Below are 20,401 nucleotides of genomic sequence, written 5' to 3'. Positions count from 1 at the left end.
GGTGACTTCCGTCACCGCCGGGGCCCGTTCGCTGTGCGCGAGGGGGGAGTTGAACCCCCACGCCCTTGCGGGCACTGGAACCTGAATCCAGCGCGTCTGCCTATTCCGCCACCCGCGCATTGGGTGTGTCTTCCGGCCTTCTGCCCCTTGGGGTCGGCGCCTTCCGACACCCAGAACATTAGCACGCTGGCAGGGGTGGGTTCACATCCGATATCCGGGGGCAGCCGACCACCAGCGGGTTCGGGTCGGGCGGGGTAAACCACGTCGCCGCGGGCCACGTATCAAGAAGGACCGGTTCACGTATCAACCTCGTACCGGTACCGCCCGTCTCCCCCGGAGCCGGGCAGGGTCCACAGTCAGGTGCGGGACACTGGTCTGCGGCCGCCTCTACGATCCTTGACAGAGGAGTTCGAGCACGGGGTTCGAAACCCGTCGACCGGGCCGACAGGGGGAACCAGCCGATTCACCGGCGCGTGGATACGATCAGTAAGCAGTACCAGGTAAGCAGTGGCCAGGACGGCAAGGACGGAGGAGGTGCCCCATGGGAGTCCTGAAGAAGTTCGAGCAGCGCCTCGAAGGTCTGGTCAACGGCACCTTCGCCAAGGTGTTCAAGTCCGAGGTCCAGCCCGTGGAGATCGCGGGAGCGCTCCAGCGGGAGTGCGACAACAACGCGACCATCTGGAACCGCGACCGCACGGTCGTACCCAATGACTTCATCGTGGAGCTGAGCACACCCGACTTCGAGCGGCTCAGCCCCTACTCGGGCCAGCTCGGCGACGAGCTCGCCGGCATGGTCCGCGACTACGCCAAGCAGCAGCGCTACGCCTTCCTGGGCCCGATCAAGGTCAACCTGGAGAAGGCGGACGACCTGGACACGGGTCTGTACCGGGTACGCAGTCGGACCCTCGCCGGCTCCACCGACCAGCAGGCCCCCGGCTCGGCACCGCCGGCCGGACGTCCCGGTTCCGGCGCCGTCGGTGCCCCCGGCGGCTACGGCTACCCGCCGTCCGCCGCCCCCGCGGGCGCCCCGCCGATGCCGGCCGCACCGCCCCCCGGCGGCCGCGGCGCTGCCGGCTACGGCCAACCGCAGCAGGACCGGGGCCAGCGCTCCGGCGGACCGGTCGGCGCGCCCGCGCCCGGCTCCCGCACCCGCCACTGGATCGAGATCAACGGCACCCGCCATCAGATCTCCCGCGCGACGCTCGTGCTGGGCCGCAGCACCGAGGCCGACGTGCGGATCGACGACCCCGGCGTCTCGCGCCGGCACTGTGAGATCCGGACCGGAACGCCCTCGACGATCCAGGATCTCGGGTCCACCAACGGCATCGTGGTGGACGGGCAGCACACCACCCGCGCTACGCTCCGCGACGGCTCGCGGATCGTCGTGGGCAGCACCACCATCATTTACCGGCAAGCCGAAGGGTGAAGCGGGGGCAATGTCAGAGCTGACCCTCACGGTCATGCGGCTGGGTTTCCTGGCCGTACTGTGGCTGTTCGTGATCGTGGCCGTGCAGGTCATCCGCAGCGACCTGTTCGGTACGCGCGTCACCCAGCGCGGCTCGCGCCGGGAGGCCGGCCGGGCCCAGCAGGCTCAGCGGCAGGCGCCCCCGCAGCAGCGCCAGCAGCCGGCCGCCGGCGGCCGCCAGCGCCGTAACGCCCCCACCAAGCTGGTCGTCTCCGAGGGCACCCTGACCGGCACCACCGTCGCGCTGCAGGGCCAGACCATCTCGCTCGGCCGCGCGCACGACAGCACGATCGTGCTGGACGACGACTACGCCTCCAGTCGGCATGCCAGGATCTACCCGGACCGCGACGGCAACTGGATCGTCGAGGACCTGGGCTCCACCAACGGCACGTACCTCGACCGGACGCGGCTGACGACCCCCACACCGATTCCGCTGGGCGCGCCGATCCGTATCGGCAAGACCGTCATCGAGCTGCGGAAGTAGTGCTACATCATGAATAGGCGCGAGCGGAGCGAGCACGCAACGGCCGACGGCCCCCGCGCGCTCCCGACCGGAGGGTGGGCACCGTGCGGATGTATCCGGAGCCGACGGGCGAGGTGCGCATGAGTCTGTCACTGCGCTTCGCCGCCGGATCGCACAAAGGCATGATCCGCGAGGGCAACGAGGACTCCGGATACGCCGGCCCGCGTCTGCTCGCGATCGCCGACGGCATGGGCGGCGCCGCCGCCGGTGAGGTCGCCTCCTCCGAGGCCATCTCCACCATCGTCGCCCTCGACGACGACGTGCCCGGCTCGGACGTCCTGACCTCGCTCGGCACCGCCGTACAGCGCGCCAACGACCAGCTGCGGTCGCTGGTCGAGGAGGACCCCCAGCTCGAAGGCATGGGGACCACCCTGACCGCCCTGCTGTGGACGGGTCAGCGCCTCGGTCTGGTGCATGTCGGCGACTCGCGCGCCTACCTGCTCCGGGACGGTGTCCTGACCCAGATCACCCAGGACCACACCTGGGTGCAGCGCCTGGTCGACGAGGGCCGCATCACCGAGGAAGAGGCCACCACCCACCCCCAACGCTCCCTGCTGATGCGGGCGTTGGGCAGCGGTGAGCATGTCGAGCCCGACCTGTCGATCCGTGAGGTCCGCGCGGGCGACCGCTATCTGATCTGCTCCGACGGCCTCTCGGGTGTCGTGTCCCACCAGACGCTGGAGGACACCCTCGCCAGCTACCAGGGCCCGCAGGAGACCGTGCAGGAGCTGATCCAGCTCGCGCTGCGCGGCGGCGGCCCCGACAACATCACGGTCATCGTGGCCGACGTCCTCGACCTGGACACCGGCGACACCCTCGCGGGCCAGCTGAGCGACCAGCCCGTCGTGGTCGGCGCGGTCGCCGAGAACCAGCTCCAGCCGCACGACAACGGCATCATGCAGACCCCGGCCGGGCGCGCCTCCGGCCTCGGCCGCCAGGTGCCCGGACAGGGCGGCGGCGAGTACGGCCCGTCCGGCTCCGGCGACACCACCGGCTATGTCCCCACGGGCGGCTTCGGCGACTACACCGACGACGACTTCGTGAAGCCGCGCGGCAGCCGCCGTTGGCTCAAGAGATCCTTCTACACGGTGCTCGCCCTCGCCGTCATCGGCGGTGGCCTGTACGGCGGCTGGCGCTGGACGCAGACGCAGTACTACGTCGGCGTCAACGGCGAGCACGTCGCCCTGTACCGGGGCATCAGCCAGGACCTGGCCTGGGTGTCCCTGTCGAAGGTGTCCAAGGACCACCCCGAGATCGAACTCAAGTACCTCCCGCCGTACGTGCAGAAGTCGGTCGAGGGCACCATCGCCGAGGGCGACCTCAAGGGCGCCGAGAAGAAGATCGGCGAGCTGGCCGTGCAGGCCTCCGCGTGCAAGAAGGAAGCCCAGGCGGAGGCGACCGAGGCCCAGAACAACTCGAAGACGGGCCAGGGCGAGGCCGGCGGCACCACGGGAACCAGCAGCACCTCCCGTACGTCCAAGGCGACACCGACCCCGACCGACTCGTCCTCCCCGTCCCCGAACGCTTCCGCCACCTCGACCGCCAAGCCCAGCGCCGGCCCCACTCTCTCGGAGGAAGAGCAGAAGGTCGTCTCGCAGTGCGGTACGCAGTGAGCAAGCCGTGAGAGGCCCTGTCACACGATGAGCAGTACAACCAACACGTCGACGCACCACACGTCCACGATCGGCGCGATCGGCGCCCCGAGCCGCCGCAACACCGAGCTGGCGCTCCTGGTGTTCGCCGTCGCCATCCCGGTCTTCGCCTACGCCAACGTGGGCCTCGCCATGCACGACCAGGTGCCGTCCGGGCTGCTGAGCTACGGACTGGGCCTCGGTCTGCTGGCCGGCGTCGCCCATCTCGTCGTACGCAAGTTCGCGCCGTACGCGGACCCGCTGCTGCTGCCGCTGGCCACGCTGCTCAACGGCCTCGGGCTCGTCGCGATCTGGCGCCTCGACCAGTCCAAGCTGCTCCAGCAGATCCACGTCGCCGGCGGCAAGGCCACCAACCAGCTGATCTACACGGCGATGGGCATCGCCCTGTTCGCCGTCGTCCTGATCTTCCTCAAGGACCACCGGGTCCTGCAGCGCTACACCTACATCTCCATGGTCGGCGCGCTGGTCCTGCTGCTCCTCCCGCTCGTCCCGGGCCTCGGCGCGGACATCACGTACGGCGCGAAGATCTGGATCCAGGTCGGCAGCTTCACCATCCAGCCCGGTGAGTTCGCCAAGATCGTCCTCGCGGTCTTCTTCGCGGGCTACCTGATGGTCAAGCGGGACGCGCTCGCGCTCGCCAGCCGCCGCTTCATGGGCCTGTACCTGCCGCGCGGCCGCGACCTCGGCCCGATCATCGTCGTCTGGATGATCTCGATCCTCATCCTGGTGTTCGAGACCGACCTCGGTACCTCGCTGCTGTTCTTCGGAATGTTCGTCATCATGCTGTACGTCGCCACCGAGCGGACCAGCTGGATCGTCTTCGGTCTGCTGATGTCCGCGGCCGGCGCGGTCGGCGTGGCCAGCTTCGAGCCGCACGTCCAGACCCGTGTCCAGGCCTGGCTCGACCCGATGCACGAGTACCTGCTCAGCCGCAACGGCAGCAACGACGGCATCGTCCACTCCGAGCAGGCCATGCAGGCCCTGTGGGCGTTCGGCTCCGGCGGCACCCTCGGCACCGGCTGGGGCCAGGGCCACTCCGAGCTGATCCGGTTCGCCGCCAACTCCGACTTCATCCTCGCCACCTTCGGCGAGGAGCTGGGCCTGGCCGGCATCATGGCGATCCTGCTGATCTACGGCCTGATCGTGGAGCGCGGCGTGCGCACCGCCCTCGCCGCCCGCGACCCGTTCGGCAAGCTGCTCGCCATCGGCCTGTCCGGCGCCTTCGCGCTGCAGGTCTTCGTGGTCGCCGGCGGTGTGATGGGCCTCATCCCGCTGACCGGTATGACCATGCCCTTCCTGGCGTACGGCGGCTCCTCCGTCATCGCCAACTGGGCCCTGATCGGCATCCTCATCAGAATCAGCGACACCGCACGCCGTCCGGCGCCCGCCCCCGCCCCGAACCCCGACGCCGAGATGACCCAGGTGGTCCGCCCGTCATGAACAAGCCCCTGCGCCGGATCGCGATCTTCTGCGGCCTGCTGGTCCTCGCCCTGCTCATCCGCGACAACTGGCTCCAGTACGTCAAGGCCGACGCCCTGCGGGAGGACGAGGACAACCGCCGGGTCCTCATCGAGCGCTACGCCACCCCGCGCGGCGACATCATCGTCGACGGCAAGGCCATCACCGGGCACGCGGAGACCACCTCGGGCGACTTCAAGTACAAGCGCACCTACAAGGACGGCGCGATGTGGGCGCCGGTCACCGGCTTCGTCTCGCAGTCCTTCGGCGCCACCCAGCTGGAGTCCGTCGAGGACGGCATCCTCACCGGCAACGACGACCGGCTCTTCTTCCGCAACACCCTGGACATGCTCACCGGCAAGGCCAAGGAGGGCGGCAACGTCGTCACCACCCTCAACGCCGCCGCGCAGAAGGCCGCCTACGAGGGGCTGAAGAAGCGGGGCGGCAAGGGTGCCGTCGTCGCCATCGAGCCGTCCACCGGCAAGATCCTGACGGCCGCCTCCTACCCGTCGTACGACCCCTCCACGATCGCGGGCGGCAGCGACTCCGACGCGGCGGCCTGGAAGAAGCTCGACAAGAAGAACAACCCCGACGACCCGATGCTCAACCGGGCGCTGCGCGAGGTCTACCCGCCCGGCTCCACCTTCAAGGTCGTCACCGCGGCCGCCGCGCTGGAGAACGGGCTGTACAAGTCGGCCGACGAGGCCACCGACACCCCGCTGCCGTGGATCATGCCGGGCACCACGACCCCGCTGCCGAACGAGGGCAACCTCCCCTGCAAGAACGCCACCATGCGCCTCGCGCTCCAGGTCTCCTGCAACACCGTCTTCGGCAAGATCGGTGCCGACCTGGGCAACGAGAAGATGCTGGAGGAGGCCAAGAAGTTCGGCTTCGACGAGGAGCAGTTCATCCCGGTGCGCACCAGCGCCCCGGTCTTCTCCAGCGACATGAACAAGTCGCAGACCGCGCTCTCCTCCATCGGCCAGTTCAACACCGCCGCGACCCCGCTCCAGATGGCCATGGTCGCCTCGGCCGTCGCCAACAACGGCACCCTGATGAAGCCGTACATGGTCGACTCCCTCCAGGCCCCGAACCTCGACACCCTCGAGAAGACCGAGCCGGAGAAGATGAGCCAGCCCCTGACGCCGGAGAACGCCCAGATCCTGCAGTCGATGATGCAGACGGTCGTCCAGAAGGGCACCGGCACCACGGCGCAGATCCAGGGCGTCACCGTGGGCGGCAAGACCGGTACCGCCCAGCACGGCGAGAACAACAGCAAGAACCCCTACGCCTGGTTCATCTCGTACGCCAAGGTCGGCGACAGCACTCCGGTCGCCGTGGCCGTGGTCGTCCAGGACGACAACGCCGAGCGTGCGGAGATCTCCGGCAGCGGACTCGCGGCGCCCATCGCCAAGAGCGTGATGGAGGCGGTCATCGACTCCAAGAAGTGACCCCGCTCACGTCGCCTTCACATCGGTGCACGTTGCGATACCGGTCCTGTATCGGCTGACGCACTTGGCCAGGTCACACAAAGCTAGCCGGGTACGGTAGGCCCGGACGGCAGCCTCCGACCGCACACTCGTGCCGGTCGGGACCGACGGAGAGGGCTGGTAGGAAGCTATGGAAGAGCCGCGTCGCCTCGGCGGCCGGTACGAGCTGGGCCAGGTGCTCGGCCGTGGTGGCATGGCGGAGGTCTACCTCGCCCATGACACCCGCCTCGGCCGCACCGTGGCGGTGAAGACGCTGCGCGTGGACCTCGCGCGCGACCCGTCCTTCCAGGCCCGGTTCCGCCGGGAGGCCCAGTCGGCCGCCTCGCTCAACCATCCCGCGATCGTGGCGGTCTACGACACGGGCGAGGACTACATCGACGGGGTCTCGATCCCGTACATCGTCATGGAGTACGTCGACGGCTCCACCCTGCGTGAGCTGCTGCACTCCGGCCGCAAGCTGCTGCCGGAGCGCACCCTGGAGATGACCATCGGGATCCTCCAGGCCCTGGAGTACTCCCACCGCAACGGCATCGTCCACCGCGACATCAAGCCCGCGAACGTCATGCTGACGCGCAACGGCCAGGTCAAGGTCATGGACTTCGGCATCGCCCGTGCGATGGGCGACTCCGGCATGACGATGACGCAGACCTCCGCGGTCATCGGCACCGCCCAGTACCTCTCCCCGGAGCAGGCCAAGGGCGAGCAGGTCGACGCCCGGTCCGACCTCTACTCGACCGGCTGTCTCCTCTACGAGCTGCTGACGGTGCGTCCGCCCTTCGTGGGCGACTCCCCGGTCGCGGTCGCGTACCAGCACGTGCGCGAGGAGCCGCAGCCCCCGTCGGTCTTCGACCCCGAGATCACGCCCGAGATGGACGCCATCGTCCTTCGGGCCCTGGTCAAGGACCCGAACTACCGCTACCAGTCGGCCGACGAGATGCGCATGGACATCGAGGCCTGTCTCGACGGCCAGCCGGTCGCGGCCACGGCGGCGATGGGCTCGGTCGGTTACGGCGGCTACGGCGACGACCAGGCGACCACCGCCATGCGCTCGGCCGACGGCGGCGCCACCACGATGCTGCCGCCGATGAACCCGGACGACGGCGGCTACGGCTACGACGACCGCCCCGACCGGCGCCGCCAGAAGAAGTCGAACACCTCGACGATCCTGCTGGTGGTGGCGGGCGCGCTGGTGCTGATCGGCGCGATCCTGATCGGCAAGTGGATCTTCAGCGGGAACGACGCGTCCAACGACAAGGTCTCGGTGCCCGCACTGGCCGGTCAGAGCCAGGCGGACGCGACGAAACAGCTGGGCAACATCGGGCTCAAGGTCGGCACGGTCGACAAGAAGGCCTGCGAGGACCAGAGTTCGGGCAAGGTCTGCACGCAGGACCCGGCCGCGGGCACCAGCGTCGCCAAGGACACCACGGTCAACCTGGTGATCTCCACCGGCGCCCCGAAGGTCACCGTCCCGAGCGTCATCGGCCTCACCGAGGACGAGGCGACCTCCAAGCTGGAGGGCGACGACTACCAGTTCCAGGTCAAGACCAAGACCCGTGAGTCCTCCTCGGACGACCCGGGCACCGTCCTGGACCAGGACCCCATCGGTGGCAAGGAGATCGAGAAGGGCTCCACGATCACCCTCGTCATCGCCAAGGCGGAGGAGAAGGCCACCGTCCCGGACGTCACCGGCCAGTCCTGTGACGACGCCAAGGCGCAGATGGAGGACAACGACCTCGTCGGCAACTGCACCGAGGTCGAGACGCAGGACACGAACCAGATCGGCAAGGTCATCGCGACCACGCCGTCGGCCGGCACCAAGGCCGACAAGGGTTCGACGGTCAACATCCAGATCGGCAAGGCCGAGGACAAGACCGAGGTCCCGAACGTCGTGGGTCAGACGGTCGCCAACGCCCGGACGATCCTGAACAACGCCGGGTTCACGAACATCCAGTTCGCGAACAACAGCGACCAGAGCGACAACGCCCTGGTGGCCCAGCAGAACCCGGGCGCGGGCAACGAGGTCAACGACCCGGGCAGCACCCAGATCACCCTCGCCACGGTCAGTACAGGCAACGGCAACGGCGGCAACAACGGCGGAGGCTTCTTCGGAGGCAACGACGGATAGCGTCCCCGTGGAAAGAGCCCCGGTCCCCTGTTCCAAGGGGGCCGGGGCTCTTCCGTGTCGAGCAGCCTGTCAGCGCAGTTCCTTCGGCAGGGTCCGGTCGCTGTCCACCTTCTCCGTGCGGACCAGTTCGCCCCAGACCACGTACCGGTAGCGCGAGGTGTAGACCGGGGTGCAGGTCGTCAGGGTGATGTAGTGGCCCGCCTTGGTCTTGCCGGACTCCTTGGGGATCTGGCCGAGGACCTTGACGTTGTACTTCGAGGTCTCGTCGAGGACGGCGTAGACCTTGTAGACGTACCAGGTGTCCTTCGTCTCGAAGACGATCGGGTCACCCTTCTTGAGCTTGTCGATGTTGTGGAACTTCGCGCCGTGGCCGTCGCGGTGCGCGGCGAGGGAGAAGTTGCCGGTCCTGCCCGTGGTGGGGAGCGTCGCCTTGACGGGGTCCGTGTAGTAGCCGGCGACACCGTCGTTGAGGATCTTCGTCGAGGTGCCCTTCTCGACCAGGACCTCGCCGTTCCTCATCGCGGGCACGTGCAGGAAGCCGATCCCGCCCTTGGTGTCCAGCGCGCCAGGCCCGGTGTCCTGCCGCGGGTCGGTCCAGCTCTCGCGCACCTTGTCGGCCTGCTTGTCCGCCTCACGGTCGGCGATGACGTTCGTCCACCACAGGGAGTAGACGACGAACAGACCGAGCACCAGCCCGGCGGTGATGAGGAGTTCCCCGAAGACACTGACCGCCATGGCGATGGGGCCGGGGCGACGGCGAGGCCGCTCGTCGGTCCGGTCCTGCTGGTCGGTGGTGACTGCCACTGGTCATCTGCCCTTACTGGACGAGCGCTTCCGGCTTGCCCTCGCTGCGCGGCCGTTCCTCGACCATCTTGCCCCAGACGATCAAGCGGTACTTACTGGTGAACTCCGGCGTGCAGGTGGTGAGCGTGATGTAGCGGCCGGCCGTGGTGAACCCGGAACCCTTCGGGACGGGGTCGATCACGCTGGTGTTGCTCGGCGACGTCACCGGAAGCGTCGAGGTCATCTTGTAGACGTAGTAGTCGTCCTGCGTCTCGACGATGATCGGGTCGCCGGGGCTGAGCTTGTTGATGTAGCGGAAGGGCTCGCCGTGGGTGTTGCGGTGGCCGGCGAGCGCGAAGTTGCCGGTCTTCGCGTCGGGCATCGCGGTCTTCAGCGCGCCCTCGGAGTAGTGGCCGACCATGCCCTTGTCGAGGACCTTCTTGTTGCTGACGCCCTCGGCTATCGGCACGACCACGTCCAGCTTGGGGATGTGCAGCAGGGCGAAGCCCTGGCCCGGCTCGAAGACACCGGGCGCTCCCTCGCCGCTGGCCCACTCGTCCTGGAGGCTGCTCGCCTCCTTGTCCGCCTGCGCGTGCGCCCGGACGTTGGTCCACCACAGCTGGTAGGAGACGAACAGCAGCATCAGCACGCCGGTGGTGATGAACACCTCGCCGATCGCACGGCTCGCGACGACGGCCGGGCTCGCCTTGCGGGCCTTCGCCTGCCGCCGGGCCTCGACACGGGAGAGCGGCCTGCCGTCCGGCGACTCCTGCGGCTCCTGCTCCTCGGCAGAGGCCGCGCCGCCACCGCCATGACGCCCATGACGGCCCTTGGCGGCCTTTCTGCGGGCCGCGCGGCCGCCCTGTGGGGATCCAGTGGCGGATGTGACGGAAGAGGCCCCAGAAGCGGATATGGGATCCGGCGGCGGATCGGGTATCCGCAGCGCCACGGTCTCCTCGTCGATGGGCGGGAGGTACCGCTCGTCGACAGCCGGTACGTACGGCTCGTCCACCGGCGGTACGTACGGCGCCCCCGCGTACGTGTCACCGCCCGCGGGATCGCCGCCGTAGGACTCGTACGACGCGTCGCCGTACAAGTCCTCGCGCTCGGGGCGCAGGGCCGTCACGCCGTGGCCCTGCCCACCACCGGGGCGAGCCCCGCCGACCTCGCCACCGCGCCCTGGTCGCCGCACTCCACCAGCCAGTTGGCCAGCATCCGGTGGCCGTGCTCGGTCAGCACCGACTCGGGGTGGAACTGCACGCCCTCGACCGGGAGTTCACGGTGCCGCAGGCCCATGACGATCCCGTCGTGGGTACGCGCGGTCACCTCCAGCTCGGCGGGCACGGTCGCCGGCTCGGCGGCGAGGGAGTGGTACCGGGTGGCCGTGAACGGCGTCGGCAGTCCGGCGAAGACGCCCCTGCCCTCGTGCTCGACCAGCGAGGTCTTGCCGTGCAGCAGTTCGGGCGCGCGGTCCACGACACCGCCGTACGCCACCTGCATCGACTGCATGCCGAGGCAGACGCCGAAGACCGGCACACCGGTCGCCGCGCAGTGCCGGACCATCTCGATGCAGACGCCGGCCTCCTCGGGCGTCCCCGGGCCCGGCGAGAGCAGCACGCCGTCGAAGCCGTCCTGGGCGTGCGCCGTGGCGACCTCGTCGTTGCGCAGCACCTCGCACTCGGCGCCCAGCTGGTAGAGGTACTGGACCAGGTTGAAGACGAAGCTGTCGTAGTTGTCGACGACGAGAATGCGCGCGCTCACTGGTTGTCCACCGTCACATCGTTGAAGGGCAGCAGCGGTTCGGCCCACGGGAAGACGTACTGGAACAGGACGTAGACCACCGCAAGCGCGAGCACGAGTGAGATCAGCGCCTTCACCCATGCGTTCCCCGGCAGATGCCGCCAGATCCAGCCGTACATGCCGTCCCTTCCCTCGTACCACGGCACTCCACACACGCCGTACCGCACCAGACTAGCGGCGCAGGGCGGCGGGCCTTCCTTCGTCCACAGGCTGTGTGGAGTCCAGATGGGCCCAGACGATGAGCCGGTGGCTGTGTCCCCACTCCGGATCGCACGTGGTCAGCGTGAGATAGCGGCCCGGAGCCGTATACCCCGACTTACGTGGCACAGGATCGATCACCTCAACGTCGGTGGGCACTGTTTTGTAGGGGCCTTTGTCGATCCGATACGTGAACCAGGTCGTCCCGTCGGTCAGCACCACCGCGTCCCCCGGCCGCAGCTTCGGGAAGTCCTTGAACGGGTCGCCGTACGTGCGCCGGTGCCCGGCCACCGCGAAGTTCCCCTTGCCGCCCAGCCGCGCGGTGCCCGCGTAGTGGCCGAGACCCTTCTTCAGGGTGCCCACCCCGGTGCCCTGGAGCACCGGCTTGTGCCAGGAGGCGCCGAGCCGCGGGATGTACATCACCGCGAAGGGCCGGCCGTCCCGGTAGGTCACGGCGGCCGGGCTCGCGGACGCCTTGGGGGTGGGGGTGGTGGCCGTCCACTGCCGTTGCAGGGTGTCGATCTGGTCGTCCATCACATGGTCGGCCTTCACACCCGTCCAGAACAGCACGTAGCACACGAACAGCACGATCAGGGCGCCGACGGTGATGCACAGCTCGCTGACGGTCCTGAGGACGAGACGCACCGGCGGCTCCCGAGAGCTACTGCACTGGCTTGGCGTACTGCAGGTCCACTGTGCCCGAGTAGCCGGGAAGAGTCACCGCCCCGTCGTCGGCGACGTTCCAGCCGAGGCCGTAGACATTGACGTAGACCATGTAGTTCTGGATCGCCTTGGAGTCCGCGAGCGCCTTCTTGAGCTTCCCGGGATCCCCGACCGCCTGGATCTTGTACGGCGGTGAGTAGACCCGGCCCTGGAGGATCAGGGTGTTGCCGACGCAGCGCACGGCGCTGGTGGAGATGAGCCGCTGGTCCATGACCTTGATGCCCTGGGCGCCGCCGAGCCAGAGCGCGTTCACCACGGCCTGGAGGTCCTGCTGGTGGATGACCAGGTAGTCGGGCTGCGGCTCGGGATAGCCGGGCAGCTTGGCGGTGGCGTTGGGGGGCGCATCGTCGAGCGTGACGGTGATCGCCTCGCCCTTGGTCTTCTGGGTGCCCGCCCGGTCCTCCAGCGCGGCGAGCTTGGCGTCCTCGGCATCCGTGCTGCCGTCGTCGCGCTCGGCGAGCGACTCGACGTCCCGGCGTAGCGAGCCGTTCGACTCGTCCAGCTCGCCGTTCTTGCGGCTGCGCTCCTGGATGAGGTCGGAGAGCTTGAGCAGGGAGGTGTCCGTGCGGATGTTGGTGCCCTTGGCCGTGTTGAAACTCGTGAAGAAGATGAGCCCGGCGAGCGCGAACACCGCGACGGTGAGCAACCGCACAGGCCGGAACCGCCTGCGGACAGGACTGGATCCGGGCGGGGGGGAGTCGGCAGAATTGCTCAACGTACCCTTATCTCCTTCGACGCCACGGAAGCACTACGCTAACGGACGCCCGGGGGAGCGCCAGGGCCTGTCCGGCGGATCAGGTCGGCTTCAGGAAACAGTACGTATCGGCCGAGCCGAGCGGGGCCTGGTGCGTGCCAGGCCCCGCGACGCCGGGCTGATCCGCTGGACAGGCCCTAAGAGTCCCCTTGTACGCTGCCCCAGAGCCCCACCCCGTTACCTGCGCGGCCACGCAGCGCATCGACAGGAGAGACCCTCGTGCCGAAGTCACGTATCCGCAAGAAGGCCGATTACACGCCGCCTCCGGCGAAGCAGGCGACGGCCATCAAGCTGAACAGCCGCGCCTGGGTGGCGCCTGTGATGCTGGCCATGTTCCTCATCGGCCTCGCCTGGATCGTCGTCTTCTACGTGACCGACGGTTCCCTTCCGATCGACGCCTTGGACAACTGGAACATCGTGGTGGGCTTCGGTTTCATCGCCGCGGGATTCGCCGTCTCCACGCAGTGGAAGTAGCTCTGCCCAGGGCTGTTCGCTGAGTTATCCACAGCCCTGAGCAATTTCCACAGAGCCTGGGGAAAAGAACGACGATCTGTGGATAACCCTCAGCACGTTGACGCCGGTACGACTGACACACCGGCGCCCGAAAGCCTGTTCGCCCCCTTCCTGACCTGCGTAAACACGGGTCGGTGACAGGGGGCACAGCTGTTCCCCCACACTATGCACAAGATCCGCCACCGACTGTGGACAACGATCGGACAACAGGCGGCTCAGGTGAGCTGCGAGGTCCTGAGCAGGGTCATCGCCACGACGACCACGAGAACCACCGCACAGGTGCCGTACTGCACCAGCGCGCGCCGCTCGCGCGGGGCGTGGACCATGCCGTAGCCCGTGATCACGCCCGCGACCAGGCCACCGATGTGGGCCTGCCAGGAGATGCCGTTGAAGCCGAAGGTGAAGATCAGGTTGATCACCAGGAGGGCGATGATCGGCCGCAGGTCGTACCTGAGCCTGCGCAGCAGGACCGCGGTCGCGCCGAAGAGGCCGAAGATGGCACCGGAGGCGCCGAGTGTCTGGGTGGCCGGGCTGGCCAGCAGATAGACCAGGGCACTTCCCGCGAGACCGGAGACGAAGTAGACCGCGAGATAGCGGGCCCGCCCCAACGCCTCTTCGAGAGGGCCGCCGAGCCACCACAGGCTCAGCATGTTGAAGGCGATGTGCCAAATCTCCTGGTGCGCGAACATCGAGGTCACCAGGCGGTAGTACTGCCCGTCCGCGACACCTTCGGTGATCGGGAACGGCGGCGCCGGAGAAGCGCCGATGAGGCTGAGGTCCACCGCCAGAGACGGGTTGGCCTGGATGGCGATGAACACCGCGACGTTGATCCCGATCAGGATCTTCGTGAACAGCCGGGGATCCGCCGTGACCGTCCCGCCCGCGACCGTACGAGGCCGGGCCGCGGCCGGCGCCGACCCCGTGCCGCCCCCGTCGCGCACACAGTCAGGGCACTGGAAGCCCACGGAGGCGCTGACCATGCACTCCGGGCAGATCGGGCGCTCGCAGCGGGTGCAGCTGATGCCCGTCTCGCGGTCCGGGTGCCGGTAGCAGCCGGGCAGGCCGGGGGCCTGGGGTGTACCGCCTGCCGCCTGTTCCATGACGTCCCCTGTCGTCTCTGCCGTCGTACGGACATGCACCGCCCCGCCCATCCTTACGGTTGAGCGGGGCGTTTGGTTCCCTTCGCGAGGTTTCCGCTCGCGGGGTCTCCGCGGAACCTCAGCGCGTCTCGACGACGACCGACTCGATGACGACGTCCTTGACCGGCCGGTCGGTGCGCGGGTTGGTCTGGACACCGGCGATCGCGTCCACGACCTTCTGGCTGGCCGCGTCGGTGACCTCGCCGAAGATGGTGTGCTTGCGGGTCAGCCAGGCCGTCGGGGAGACGGTGACGAAGAACTGCGAGCCGTTGGTGCCCGGGCCGGCGTTGGCCATGGCGAGCAGGTAGGGCTTGTCGAAGCGCAGGTCGGGGTGGAACTCGTCCTCGAACTCGTACCCGGGCCCGCCGATGCCGGTGCCCAGCGGGTCGCCGCCCTGGATCATGAAGCCGCTGATGACGCGGTGGAAGATCGTGCCGTCGTAGAGGCGCTCGGTGGACTTCGCACCGGTGCCGGGGTGGGTCCACTCGCGCTCGCCCTGAGCGAGTTCGACGAAGTTCTTGACCGTCTTCGGGGCGTGGTTCGGCAGGAGCCGGACTTCGATGTCGCCGTGGTTGGTCTTCAGGGTGGCGTACAGCTGCTCGGCCACGATCTGCCTTCCGTTGTCTTCCTTTGCCCCACCGATCCTCGCACGGATCCGGCCGAGGAGGGTCCGGGCGGGGGCGCGGGGCGGCGATCCGTGGCATTGTCGTCGACAAGCTCCTGTTGCCACGTATTCATCCGCTATTGATCCGGATGCCCGCCCTCAGGTGCCGGGCTGCGTCCCGGCAGGCATGATCCGTAAAAGGGTGGAAAGTCGAAATACCGTACGCCACCGAGGAGGAGGATCCCGTGACCCGCATCGACAGCGTGCGCGCCGCGACCGGTACGGCGAAGGACAGCGTGCTGCACGCCGCGGAAGTGGTGGCGCCCTACGCCGACACGGCCAAGGACAGGGCCGCGCACTACGCGCAGGAGGCCCGCGTACGGCTCGCGCCCAAGGTCTCGCAGGCGGCCGGACAGGCCCGTGTCCAGTACGGCGCCCATGTGGCACCCCGTCTGGAACAGGCCCGGACGCATGTGCCGCCCAAGGTGGACCAGGCCGCTCACGAGGCCGCGGTCCGTACCCGCAAGGTCGCCCGGCAGGCCGCCGACTACTCCCGCCCGAAGATCGAGCAGGCCGTCGCCGCGGCCGGTCCGGTCCGTGACGAGGCCGCGGCCCGGAGCACGGCCGCGCTGGCCGCGCTGCGCGGTCAGGTCTCGTCCAAGGAGATCCAGAAGCTGGTCCGCAAGCATGAGCGGCGGGCGCGGGTCGGAAGGCTCGCGAAGGCGCTGGCGGCCGTGGGTCTGGTCGCGGGCGGTGCCTACGCCGCGTGGAAGTGGTGGGACAAGCAGGCCAACCCGGACTGGCTGGTCGAGCCGCCCGAGGCGACCGAGGTCCCCGAGACGACCCGGCTGACGTCGGTGGACGGCAGCGGTTCCGCCGTACTGGACCCGGAAGTCCAGGCGAAGGAGGCCGAGGAGAACGCGGCCCGCCGCGACGACGGGCGGTAACGCCTGACCTCAGGGCGCCGGTTCGGCCACGCGGTGGGGCGGAGAGGGTTCCGCCCCACCGCGTGGCCGTTTCCGTCGTCTCTCACCCGTGCGGGTGGCGCGAGCCGGTGCGGCCCGCCCCGGTGCGGCACAGTCGGCTCCCATGAAGCCGTCGTGCCCGGCCGCCCGTCGGCTCCCGCTCGCCCTGACCGCCGTCCTGCTGCTCCTCATGGCGTGTACGCCGGCCCGCTCCCCGGCGGCCCCCGCGGCCTCCTCGGCCGCCGCCTACGGCGCGTACGTGGGGTACGAGCCCGCCGACACCCGCCGCCTCACGGCCCTCGGCGCCTGGCTGGACGCCCCCGCGCCCCGGGTCGGGCACGTCTACCTGCCCGGCGACCGCTGGAGCAACATCGAGGGCGCGCCGGGCTATCTGAACACCTGGGCGCGCTGGCGGCAGGCCCGCCCGGAGCGGATGCTCGTCCTGAACGTCCCGATGCTGGACCGCTCCGAGGCCCATCTGCCCGACGCCCAGGTACGCGCCGGACTCCGCCTGGGCGCCGGCGGCCGCTACGACGGCCACTTCCGCGCCCTGGCCCGCCGCCTGGTCGGCCTCGGCGTACCGGACGCCGTCCTGGTCCTCGGCTGGGAGATGAACGGCGTCACCTACAGCCACCGCTGCGCCCCGGATCCGGCGGCCTGGAAGGCGTACTGGACCCGGATCGTGCGCGCGATGCGCTCGGTGCCCGGGCAGCGCTTCCGCTTCGAGTTCACGCCGACCCGGGGCCGGGACGCGATCCCGTGGCCACGCTGCTATCCGGGCGACGGGGTCGTGGACATCATCGGGATGGACGCGTACGACGCCCCGCGCGGCCTGAGCTTCAGCCGCCAGGTGACCGAGCCGTACGGCCTCCGCGACCACGTGCGCTTCGCCCGCGCCCACGGCAAGCCGTTCTCGTACCAGGAGTGGGGGCTGTTCGAGAACGGCGACAACCCGGCGTACATGCGCGGGATGCTCGACTGGTTCTCCCGGCAGCGGCCGCTCTACCAGGCGATCAGCGACTACTGCCCGCACGGGGTGTGGCGGTGCCGGGCGAATCCGCGGGCGTCGGAGGTGTACCGGTCGGTGCTGGGCGGGCGGTGAGGGGGTTCCTCAGGGGCCTTTCGGGAGCTTTTCGGAGACCTTTTACGGTTGGGCTCAGCCGTAGGTGAGGTCGTCCGGGCAGGGGCCGTCGTCGCCCCGGTCGGTGTCCTTGTCGGGGAGGTCCGGCAGGCGGTCGGCGGCCAGGCGGGCCCAGAGCGCACTCGCCTCGGGTTCGACCACAGCGACGCGCTCGCCCTCGTAGCGCCAGGGGAGAGTGGTGAACTCCGTGCGGCGGGGCGCGAGGTCGCGCAGGGAGAGGGCGAAGCCGAACAGGTCCTCCACGGAGGCGAGGCCCGGGTCGACGGTCATCGAGTCGAGGACGGCGCGGGTGAGGGGGAGCAGGCGGGACGGCGTGAGCCCGTCGCCATGGATCTTGCGCAGCAGGCTCTTGAGGAAGGCGTGCTGGCGTTTGATGCGCCCGATGTCGGAGCCGTCGCCGAGGCCGTGGCGCAGCCGGACGTAGTCGAGGGCGGCGCGGCCGGAGACGGTCTGCTCGCCCCGCGCGAACAGGAGTGCGCCGGGGGCGCGCAGACCGGGGTTCAGATCCCTCTCGTACACGTCCTCGGGCACGCACACCCGCACGCCCCCGACGGCCTGGGTGAGCGCGGCGAGCCCCTCGAAGTCGATGACGAGGGTGTGGTCGACGCGCAGACCGCTGAGGCGTTCCACGGTGTGCTGGGTGCAGGACGGGTTGCCCTCCGGGGTACCGCCGACCGAGAACGCCTCGTTGAACACGGCCGACTCGACCGGCTCGGTCCAGGTGCCGTCCGGCAGCCGGCAGGGCGGGAGGTCGACCAGGGTGTCGCGGGGGATGGAGACGGCGACGGCCCGGCGCCGGTCGGCGTGGACGTGCAGCAGGATCGTGGTGTCCGACCGGCCGACGTCGTCGGCTTGTCCCCCGCCGAGCTCCCGGTTACCGCCGACGCGGGCATCGGAGCCGATGACGAGGATGTTCTGACCGTGGGCGCCTGCGGCGGGCGGGGCACCGGGAGCGCCGGGGTTTCCGGGAACGCGGGGCGCGTCGGGAGCGCCGGGAGCGCCTGGGGCGTGCGCGGGTGGAACACCGTCGGACTCGAAGGACCGGATACTCCCGTCCAGACTCATCCGCGCCCACCCGACTCCGCCCACGGCGACCAACAACAGCGCGACGAGAACGACAAGGAGCCGGGGGACGGCACGACGGCGGCGGAGGCGGGTTCCGGTGGGCCGTGGCTGACGGTTCTCCGGGTGGGGAGGGATCCCCGTTGGCCGTAGCTGACGATCCTCTGGGCGGGGACGGTTTCCGGTGAGCCGCTGACGGTCCTCTGGGTGGGGGCGGGCTCCGTCGGGCCGTTGCGCGGGGTGGTGGGTCATCGGTCCCCCTGGTGGGGTGTGCGCGGTGCTGTCCGCCGGGACGACGGCACCGGCCCGGAAAGCCGGCGCCGACGCGCCCACGACAGCGCGGACCCCCATGCTCGACGCCCACCGCCCCGCCCCCTCAACGGCACGCATACGGTGTCACCCGTCCGGTGCGGGGGTGCGGCCGCTCAGACGGGGGCGCTCGGTGGTGCGGGGAGGGCGGACGCGGCGCGGTGGTTCAGCGCGGTGGTTCAGGGTGTGCGACGCCGAAGCCGTCGGTCAGTCGTGTGCCGCGCGGGCGAGCGCCAGGGCGTAGGCCGGCCACCACTGTCCCGCCGGTGGTCCGCCCCGGCAGGTGCCGTCGGACTCCCCCGGCCGTTTGACCCACAGGTAGGCGTCGACGTCCGGCTGCCCCGTCTCGGTGGTGGGCGGGGTGCCGAGCGCGCGGCCGGGCGGGTTGCACCACGGATCAGCGCCCCGATAGGGCCCGTTGCCGTTGCGGCTGGTGTCGACGACGAAGTGCGGGGCGCCGCCGATCGCCCGCGCGAGCCTGCGTCCGTACGACAGGACGGTCGCCGTGGAGTGGAAGTTGGAGACGTTGAGCGCGAAGCCGTCGGCCCGGGCGACACCGGCCAGCCGCAGCGCACGGGCCAGCCAGTACACGTCGGCGATCCACCCCGGGTGCCCGGCGTCGACGTAGACCTGGGTGTGCGGCTGCCGTACGAGGCGGTCGACGGCGTAGGAGAGCAGCGCGAGGCGTTCCGCCGTACCGGTGTCAGGGCACCCGGCGAGGGCCTGCGGCACGGCGTCGGGTTCGAGCACGACCAGGGCGGACCGGTCCCCGATCCCCTGCGCGAAGGAGTCCACGTACGCCCGGTACTCCCGCGCGTCCCCGGCCCCACCGGCCGAGAAGGCCCCGCAGTCGCGATGGGGGATGTGATAGGCGACCAGCACGGCAGTCCGCCCGACCCGCGCGGCCGCCGAGGTGAGCGCACGAACAGTCGGCCCGGGATCCGCCCCGGTAAGCCAGTCCGCCTGCGCCCGCGTAGCAATCCGATCAAGAAGCGCCGCGTCCGCGTCCCGACCCATCAGCCGGTACTGAACGGCTTGGCGAGCGGCAGCACTGTCGGGGTTCACCCACAGGGGTGGCGGGGCGGGGGGTGCGGCGGGGGCGGGTGGGTCGGCTGCGAGTGTCGGGGCAGGCGGCTCCGCTACGGGGGCGAGGGCAGCCGGCTCCGACGCGGATGGCTCCGCTGTGGGCACCGGGGCGGGTGACTCAGGTACGTGGGACTCGGGTACGGGGGACTCGGGTACGGGGGACTCCGGTACGGACGTCGAGCCGGACGGCGCCGATGCCGACGGCTCCGCCGTGGCCGTCAGTGCGGGCGGCTCCGGTGCCGACGGCTGCGCTGTGGCCGTCGGTACGGGCGGCTCCGATACCGAGGGCAGGGCTACGGCCGGTGCGGTGGCCGCGAGGAGCAGGGCGAGGGCGACGACGGCCCGGGGGAGGGCGCGGATGGGGGCTCCTGAAACGGATGTCGAGCGATCCTGACCTCTCCGAGGGGACCGCACCTACCGAGAGCCCGCAACACGGACGAGGACAGGGAGTGACCCAGCCATCCCTCACCCCGCCCATCCCCTCGCCCTTCCTCCCCAAGCCCCCTCCTCCCCGCGCCTCGCCCTTCCTCCCCAAGCCCCCTCCTCCCCGCGCCTCGCCCTTCCTCCCCAAGCCCCCTCCTCCCCGCGCCTCGCCCTTCCTCCCCAAGCCC

Annotated in this window: 18 protein-coding genes, 1 tRNA gene and 1 pseudogene; 9 read left to right on the top strand and 11 right to left on the bottom strand. The window is 69.9% G+C overall.

Annotated features, from left to right (window positions below; all coding sequences use genetic code 11):
- Window positions 1–34 precede the first annotated feature (34 nt).
- A tRNA-Leu gene (locus ABZ896_RS44765) sits at window positions 35–118 on the bottom strand.
- A gap of 423 nt (window positions 119–541) precedes the next feature.
- On the opposite strand from ABZ896_RS44765, the gene ABZ896_RS44760 reads away from it, so the two are divergent.
- From ABZ896_RS44760 to pknB, 6 genes are all read left to right on the top strand, one after another.
- Window positions 542–1,426 (top strand): DUF3662 and FHA domain-containing protein, encoded by an 885-nt coding sequence (locus ABZ896_RS44760; protein WP_360942352.1) that lies wholly within the window; start codon window positions 542–544, stop codon window positions 1,424–1,426.
- 10 nt (window positions 1,427–1,436) lie between these two features.
- Window positions 1,437–1,949 (top strand): FHA domain-containing protein, encoded by a 513-nt coding sequence (locus ABZ896_RS44755; protein ID WP_360942349.1) that lies wholly within the window; start codon window positions 1,437–1,439, stop codon window positions 1,947–1,949.
- Between the two features lie 89 nt (window positions 1,950–2,038).
- Window positions 2,039–3,601, top strand: a complete 1,563-nt coding sequence (locus ABZ896_RS44750; RefSeq protein WP_360942355.1) for a Stp1/IreP family PP2C-type Ser/Thr phosphatase — start codon at window positions 2,039–2,041, stop codon at window positions 3,599–3,601.
- Between the two features lie 27 nt (window positions 3,602–3,628).
- A complete protein-coding gene (locus tag ABZ896_RS44745) occupies window positions 3,629–5,080 on the top strand; it encodes an FtsW/RodA/SpoVE family cell cycle protein (RefSeq protein ID WP_360942346.1) in 1,452 nt (483 codons plus the stop codon).
- Window positions 5,077–6,549 carry a penicillin-binding protein 2 gene (locus ABZ896_RS44740; RefSeq protein ID WP_360942343.1) on the top strand — a complete coding sequence of 491 codons (1,473 nt, stop codon included), beginning with the start codon at window positions 5,077–5,079 and terminating at the stop codon, window positions 6,547–6,549. The genes ABZ896_RS44745 and ABZ896_RS44740 overlap by 4 nt, the downstream gene beginning before the upstream one ends.
- A 169-nt stretch (window positions 6,550–6,718) precedes the next feature.
- A complete protein-coding gene (pknB, locus tag ABZ896_RS44735) occupies window positions 6,719–8,713 on the top strand; it encodes a Stk1 family PASTA domain-containing Ser/Thr kinase (RefSeq protein ID WP_360942340.1) in 1,995 nt (664 codons plus the stop codon).
- 69 nt (window positions 8,714–8,782) lie between these two features.
- Here the strand turns inward: pknB and ABZ896_RS44730 are convergent, their stop codons facing one another.
- From ABZ896_RS44730 to ABZ896_RS44705, 6 genes are read right to left on the bottom strand one after another with little or no spacing between them, the layout of a single operon-like run.
- Window positions 8,783–9,517, bottom strand: a complete 735-nt coding sequence (locus ABZ896_RS44730; RefSeq protein ID WP_360942337.1) for a class E sortase — start codon at window positions 9,515–9,517, stop codon at window positions 8,783–8,785.
- A gap of 13 nt (window positions 9,518–9,530) precedes the next feature.
- Window positions 9,531–10,622, bottom strand: coding sequence for a class E sortase (locus ABZ896_RS44725; RefSeq protein WP_360942334.1), 1,092 nt, complete (start codon window positions 10,620–10,622; stop codon window positions 9,531–9,533).
- Window positions 10,619–11,257 carry an aminodeoxychorismate/anthranilate synthase component II gene (locus tag ABZ896_RS44720; protein ID WP_360942331.1) on the bottom strand — a complete coding sequence of 213 codons (639 nt, stop codon included), beginning with the start codon at window positions 11,255–11,257 and terminating at the stop codon, window positions 10,619–10,621. Before ABZ896_RS44720 ends, ABZ896_RS44725 begins: the two co-directional genes overlap by 4 nt.
- Entirely contained in the window at window positions 11,254–11,415 is a 162-nt protein-coding gene (locus tag ABZ896_RS44715) for a hypothetical protein (protein WP_190203072.1), read from the bottom strand. Before ABZ896_RS44715 ends, ABZ896_RS44720 begins: the two co-directional genes overlap by 4 nt.
- A gap of 52 nt (window positions 11,416–11,467) precedes the next feature.
- On the bottom strand, window positions 11,468–12,139 hold the full coding sequence (locus tag ABZ896_RS44710; RefSeq protein ID WP_360942328.1) for a class E sortase: 672 nt from the start codon (window positions 12,137–12,139) through the stop codon (window positions 11,468–11,470).
- 16 nt (window positions 12,140–12,155) lie between these two features.
- Window positions 12,156–12,932 (bottom strand): DUF881 domain-containing protein, encoded by a 777-nt coding sequence (locus tag ABZ896_RS44705; protein ID WP_360942325.1) that lies wholly within the window; start codon window positions 12,930–12,932, stop codon window positions 12,156–12,158.
- Window positions 12,933–13,190: 258 nt separating this feature from the next.
- Here ABZ896_RS44705 and crgA point away from each other — a divergent pair, with 258 nt between their 5' ends.
- The gene (gene crgA, locus ABZ896_RS44700; RefSeq protein ID WP_007383302.1) at window positions 13,191–13,445 is read left to right on the top strand and encodes a cell division protein CrgA; all 255 of its coding nucleotides are present in this window, start codon (window positions 13,191–13,193) and stop codon (window positions 13,443–13,445) included.
- A 254-nt stretch (window positions 13,446–13,699) separates the two neighbouring features.
- On the opposite strand, the gene ABZ896_RS44695 is transcribed toward crgA, so the two are convergent.
- Together ABZ896_RS44695 and ABZ896_RS44690 are read right to left on the bottom strand one after the other, a co-directional pair.
- On the bottom strand, window positions 13,700–14,584 hold the full coding sequence (locus ABZ896_RS44695) for a rhomboid family intramembrane serine protease (protein ID WP_360942321.1): 885 nt from the start codon (window positions 14,582–14,584) through the stop codon (window positions 13,700–13,702).
- Between the two features lie 118 nt (window positions 14,585–14,702).
- Window positions 14,703–15,230, bottom strand: a complete 528-nt coding sequence (locus ABZ896_RS44690; RefSeq protein WP_360942318.1) for a peptidylprolyl isomerase — start codon at window positions 15,228–15,230, stop codon at window positions 14,703–14,705.
- 242 nt (window positions 15,231–15,472) lie between these two features.
- Between ABZ896_RS44690 and ABZ896_RS44685 the strand changes: the two genes are divergently transcribed.
- Window positions 15,473–16,174 carry a DUF5324 family protein gene (locus tag ABZ896_RS44685; protein ID WP_360942315.1) on the top strand — a complete coding sequence of 234 codons (702 nt, stop codon included), beginning with the start codon at window positions 15,473–15,475 and terminating at the stop codon, window positions 16,172–16,174.
- A gap of 142 nt (window positions 16,175–16,316) precedes the next feature.
- Entirely contained in the window at window positions 16,317–17,294 is a 978-nt protein-coding gene (locus ABZ896_RS44680; RefSeq protein ID WP_360942312.1) for a glycosyl hydrolase, read from the top strand.
- A gap of 54 nt (window positions 17,295–17,348) precedes the next feature.
- Here the strand turns inward: ABZ896_RS44680 and ABZ896_RS44675 are convergent, their stop codons facing one another.
- Together ABZ896_RS44675 and ABZ896_RS44670 are read right to left on the bottom strand one after the other, a co-directional pair.
- Complete coding sequence (locus tag ABZ896_RS44675) at window positions 17,349–18,398, bottom strand: LCP family protein (RefSeq protein WP_360942309.1); 1,050 nt, start codon at window positions 18,396–18,398, stop codon at window positions 17,349–17,351.
- 513 nt (window positions 18,399–18,911) lie between these two features.
- Window positions 18,912–19,778, bottom strand: a pseudogene (locus ABZ896_RS44670) (glycoside hydrolase family 6 protein); the annotation flags it as partial.
- Window positions 19,779–20,401 lie beyond the last annotated feature (623 nt).

The sequence above is a fragment of the Streptomyces sp. NPDC047072 genome (assembly GCF_040643855.1).
Classification (GTDB): domain Bacteria; phylum Actinomycetota; class Actinomycetes; order Streptomycetales; family Streptomycetaceae; genus Streptomyces.
This window is presented reverse-complemented; position numbering and strand designations above follow the sequence as displayed.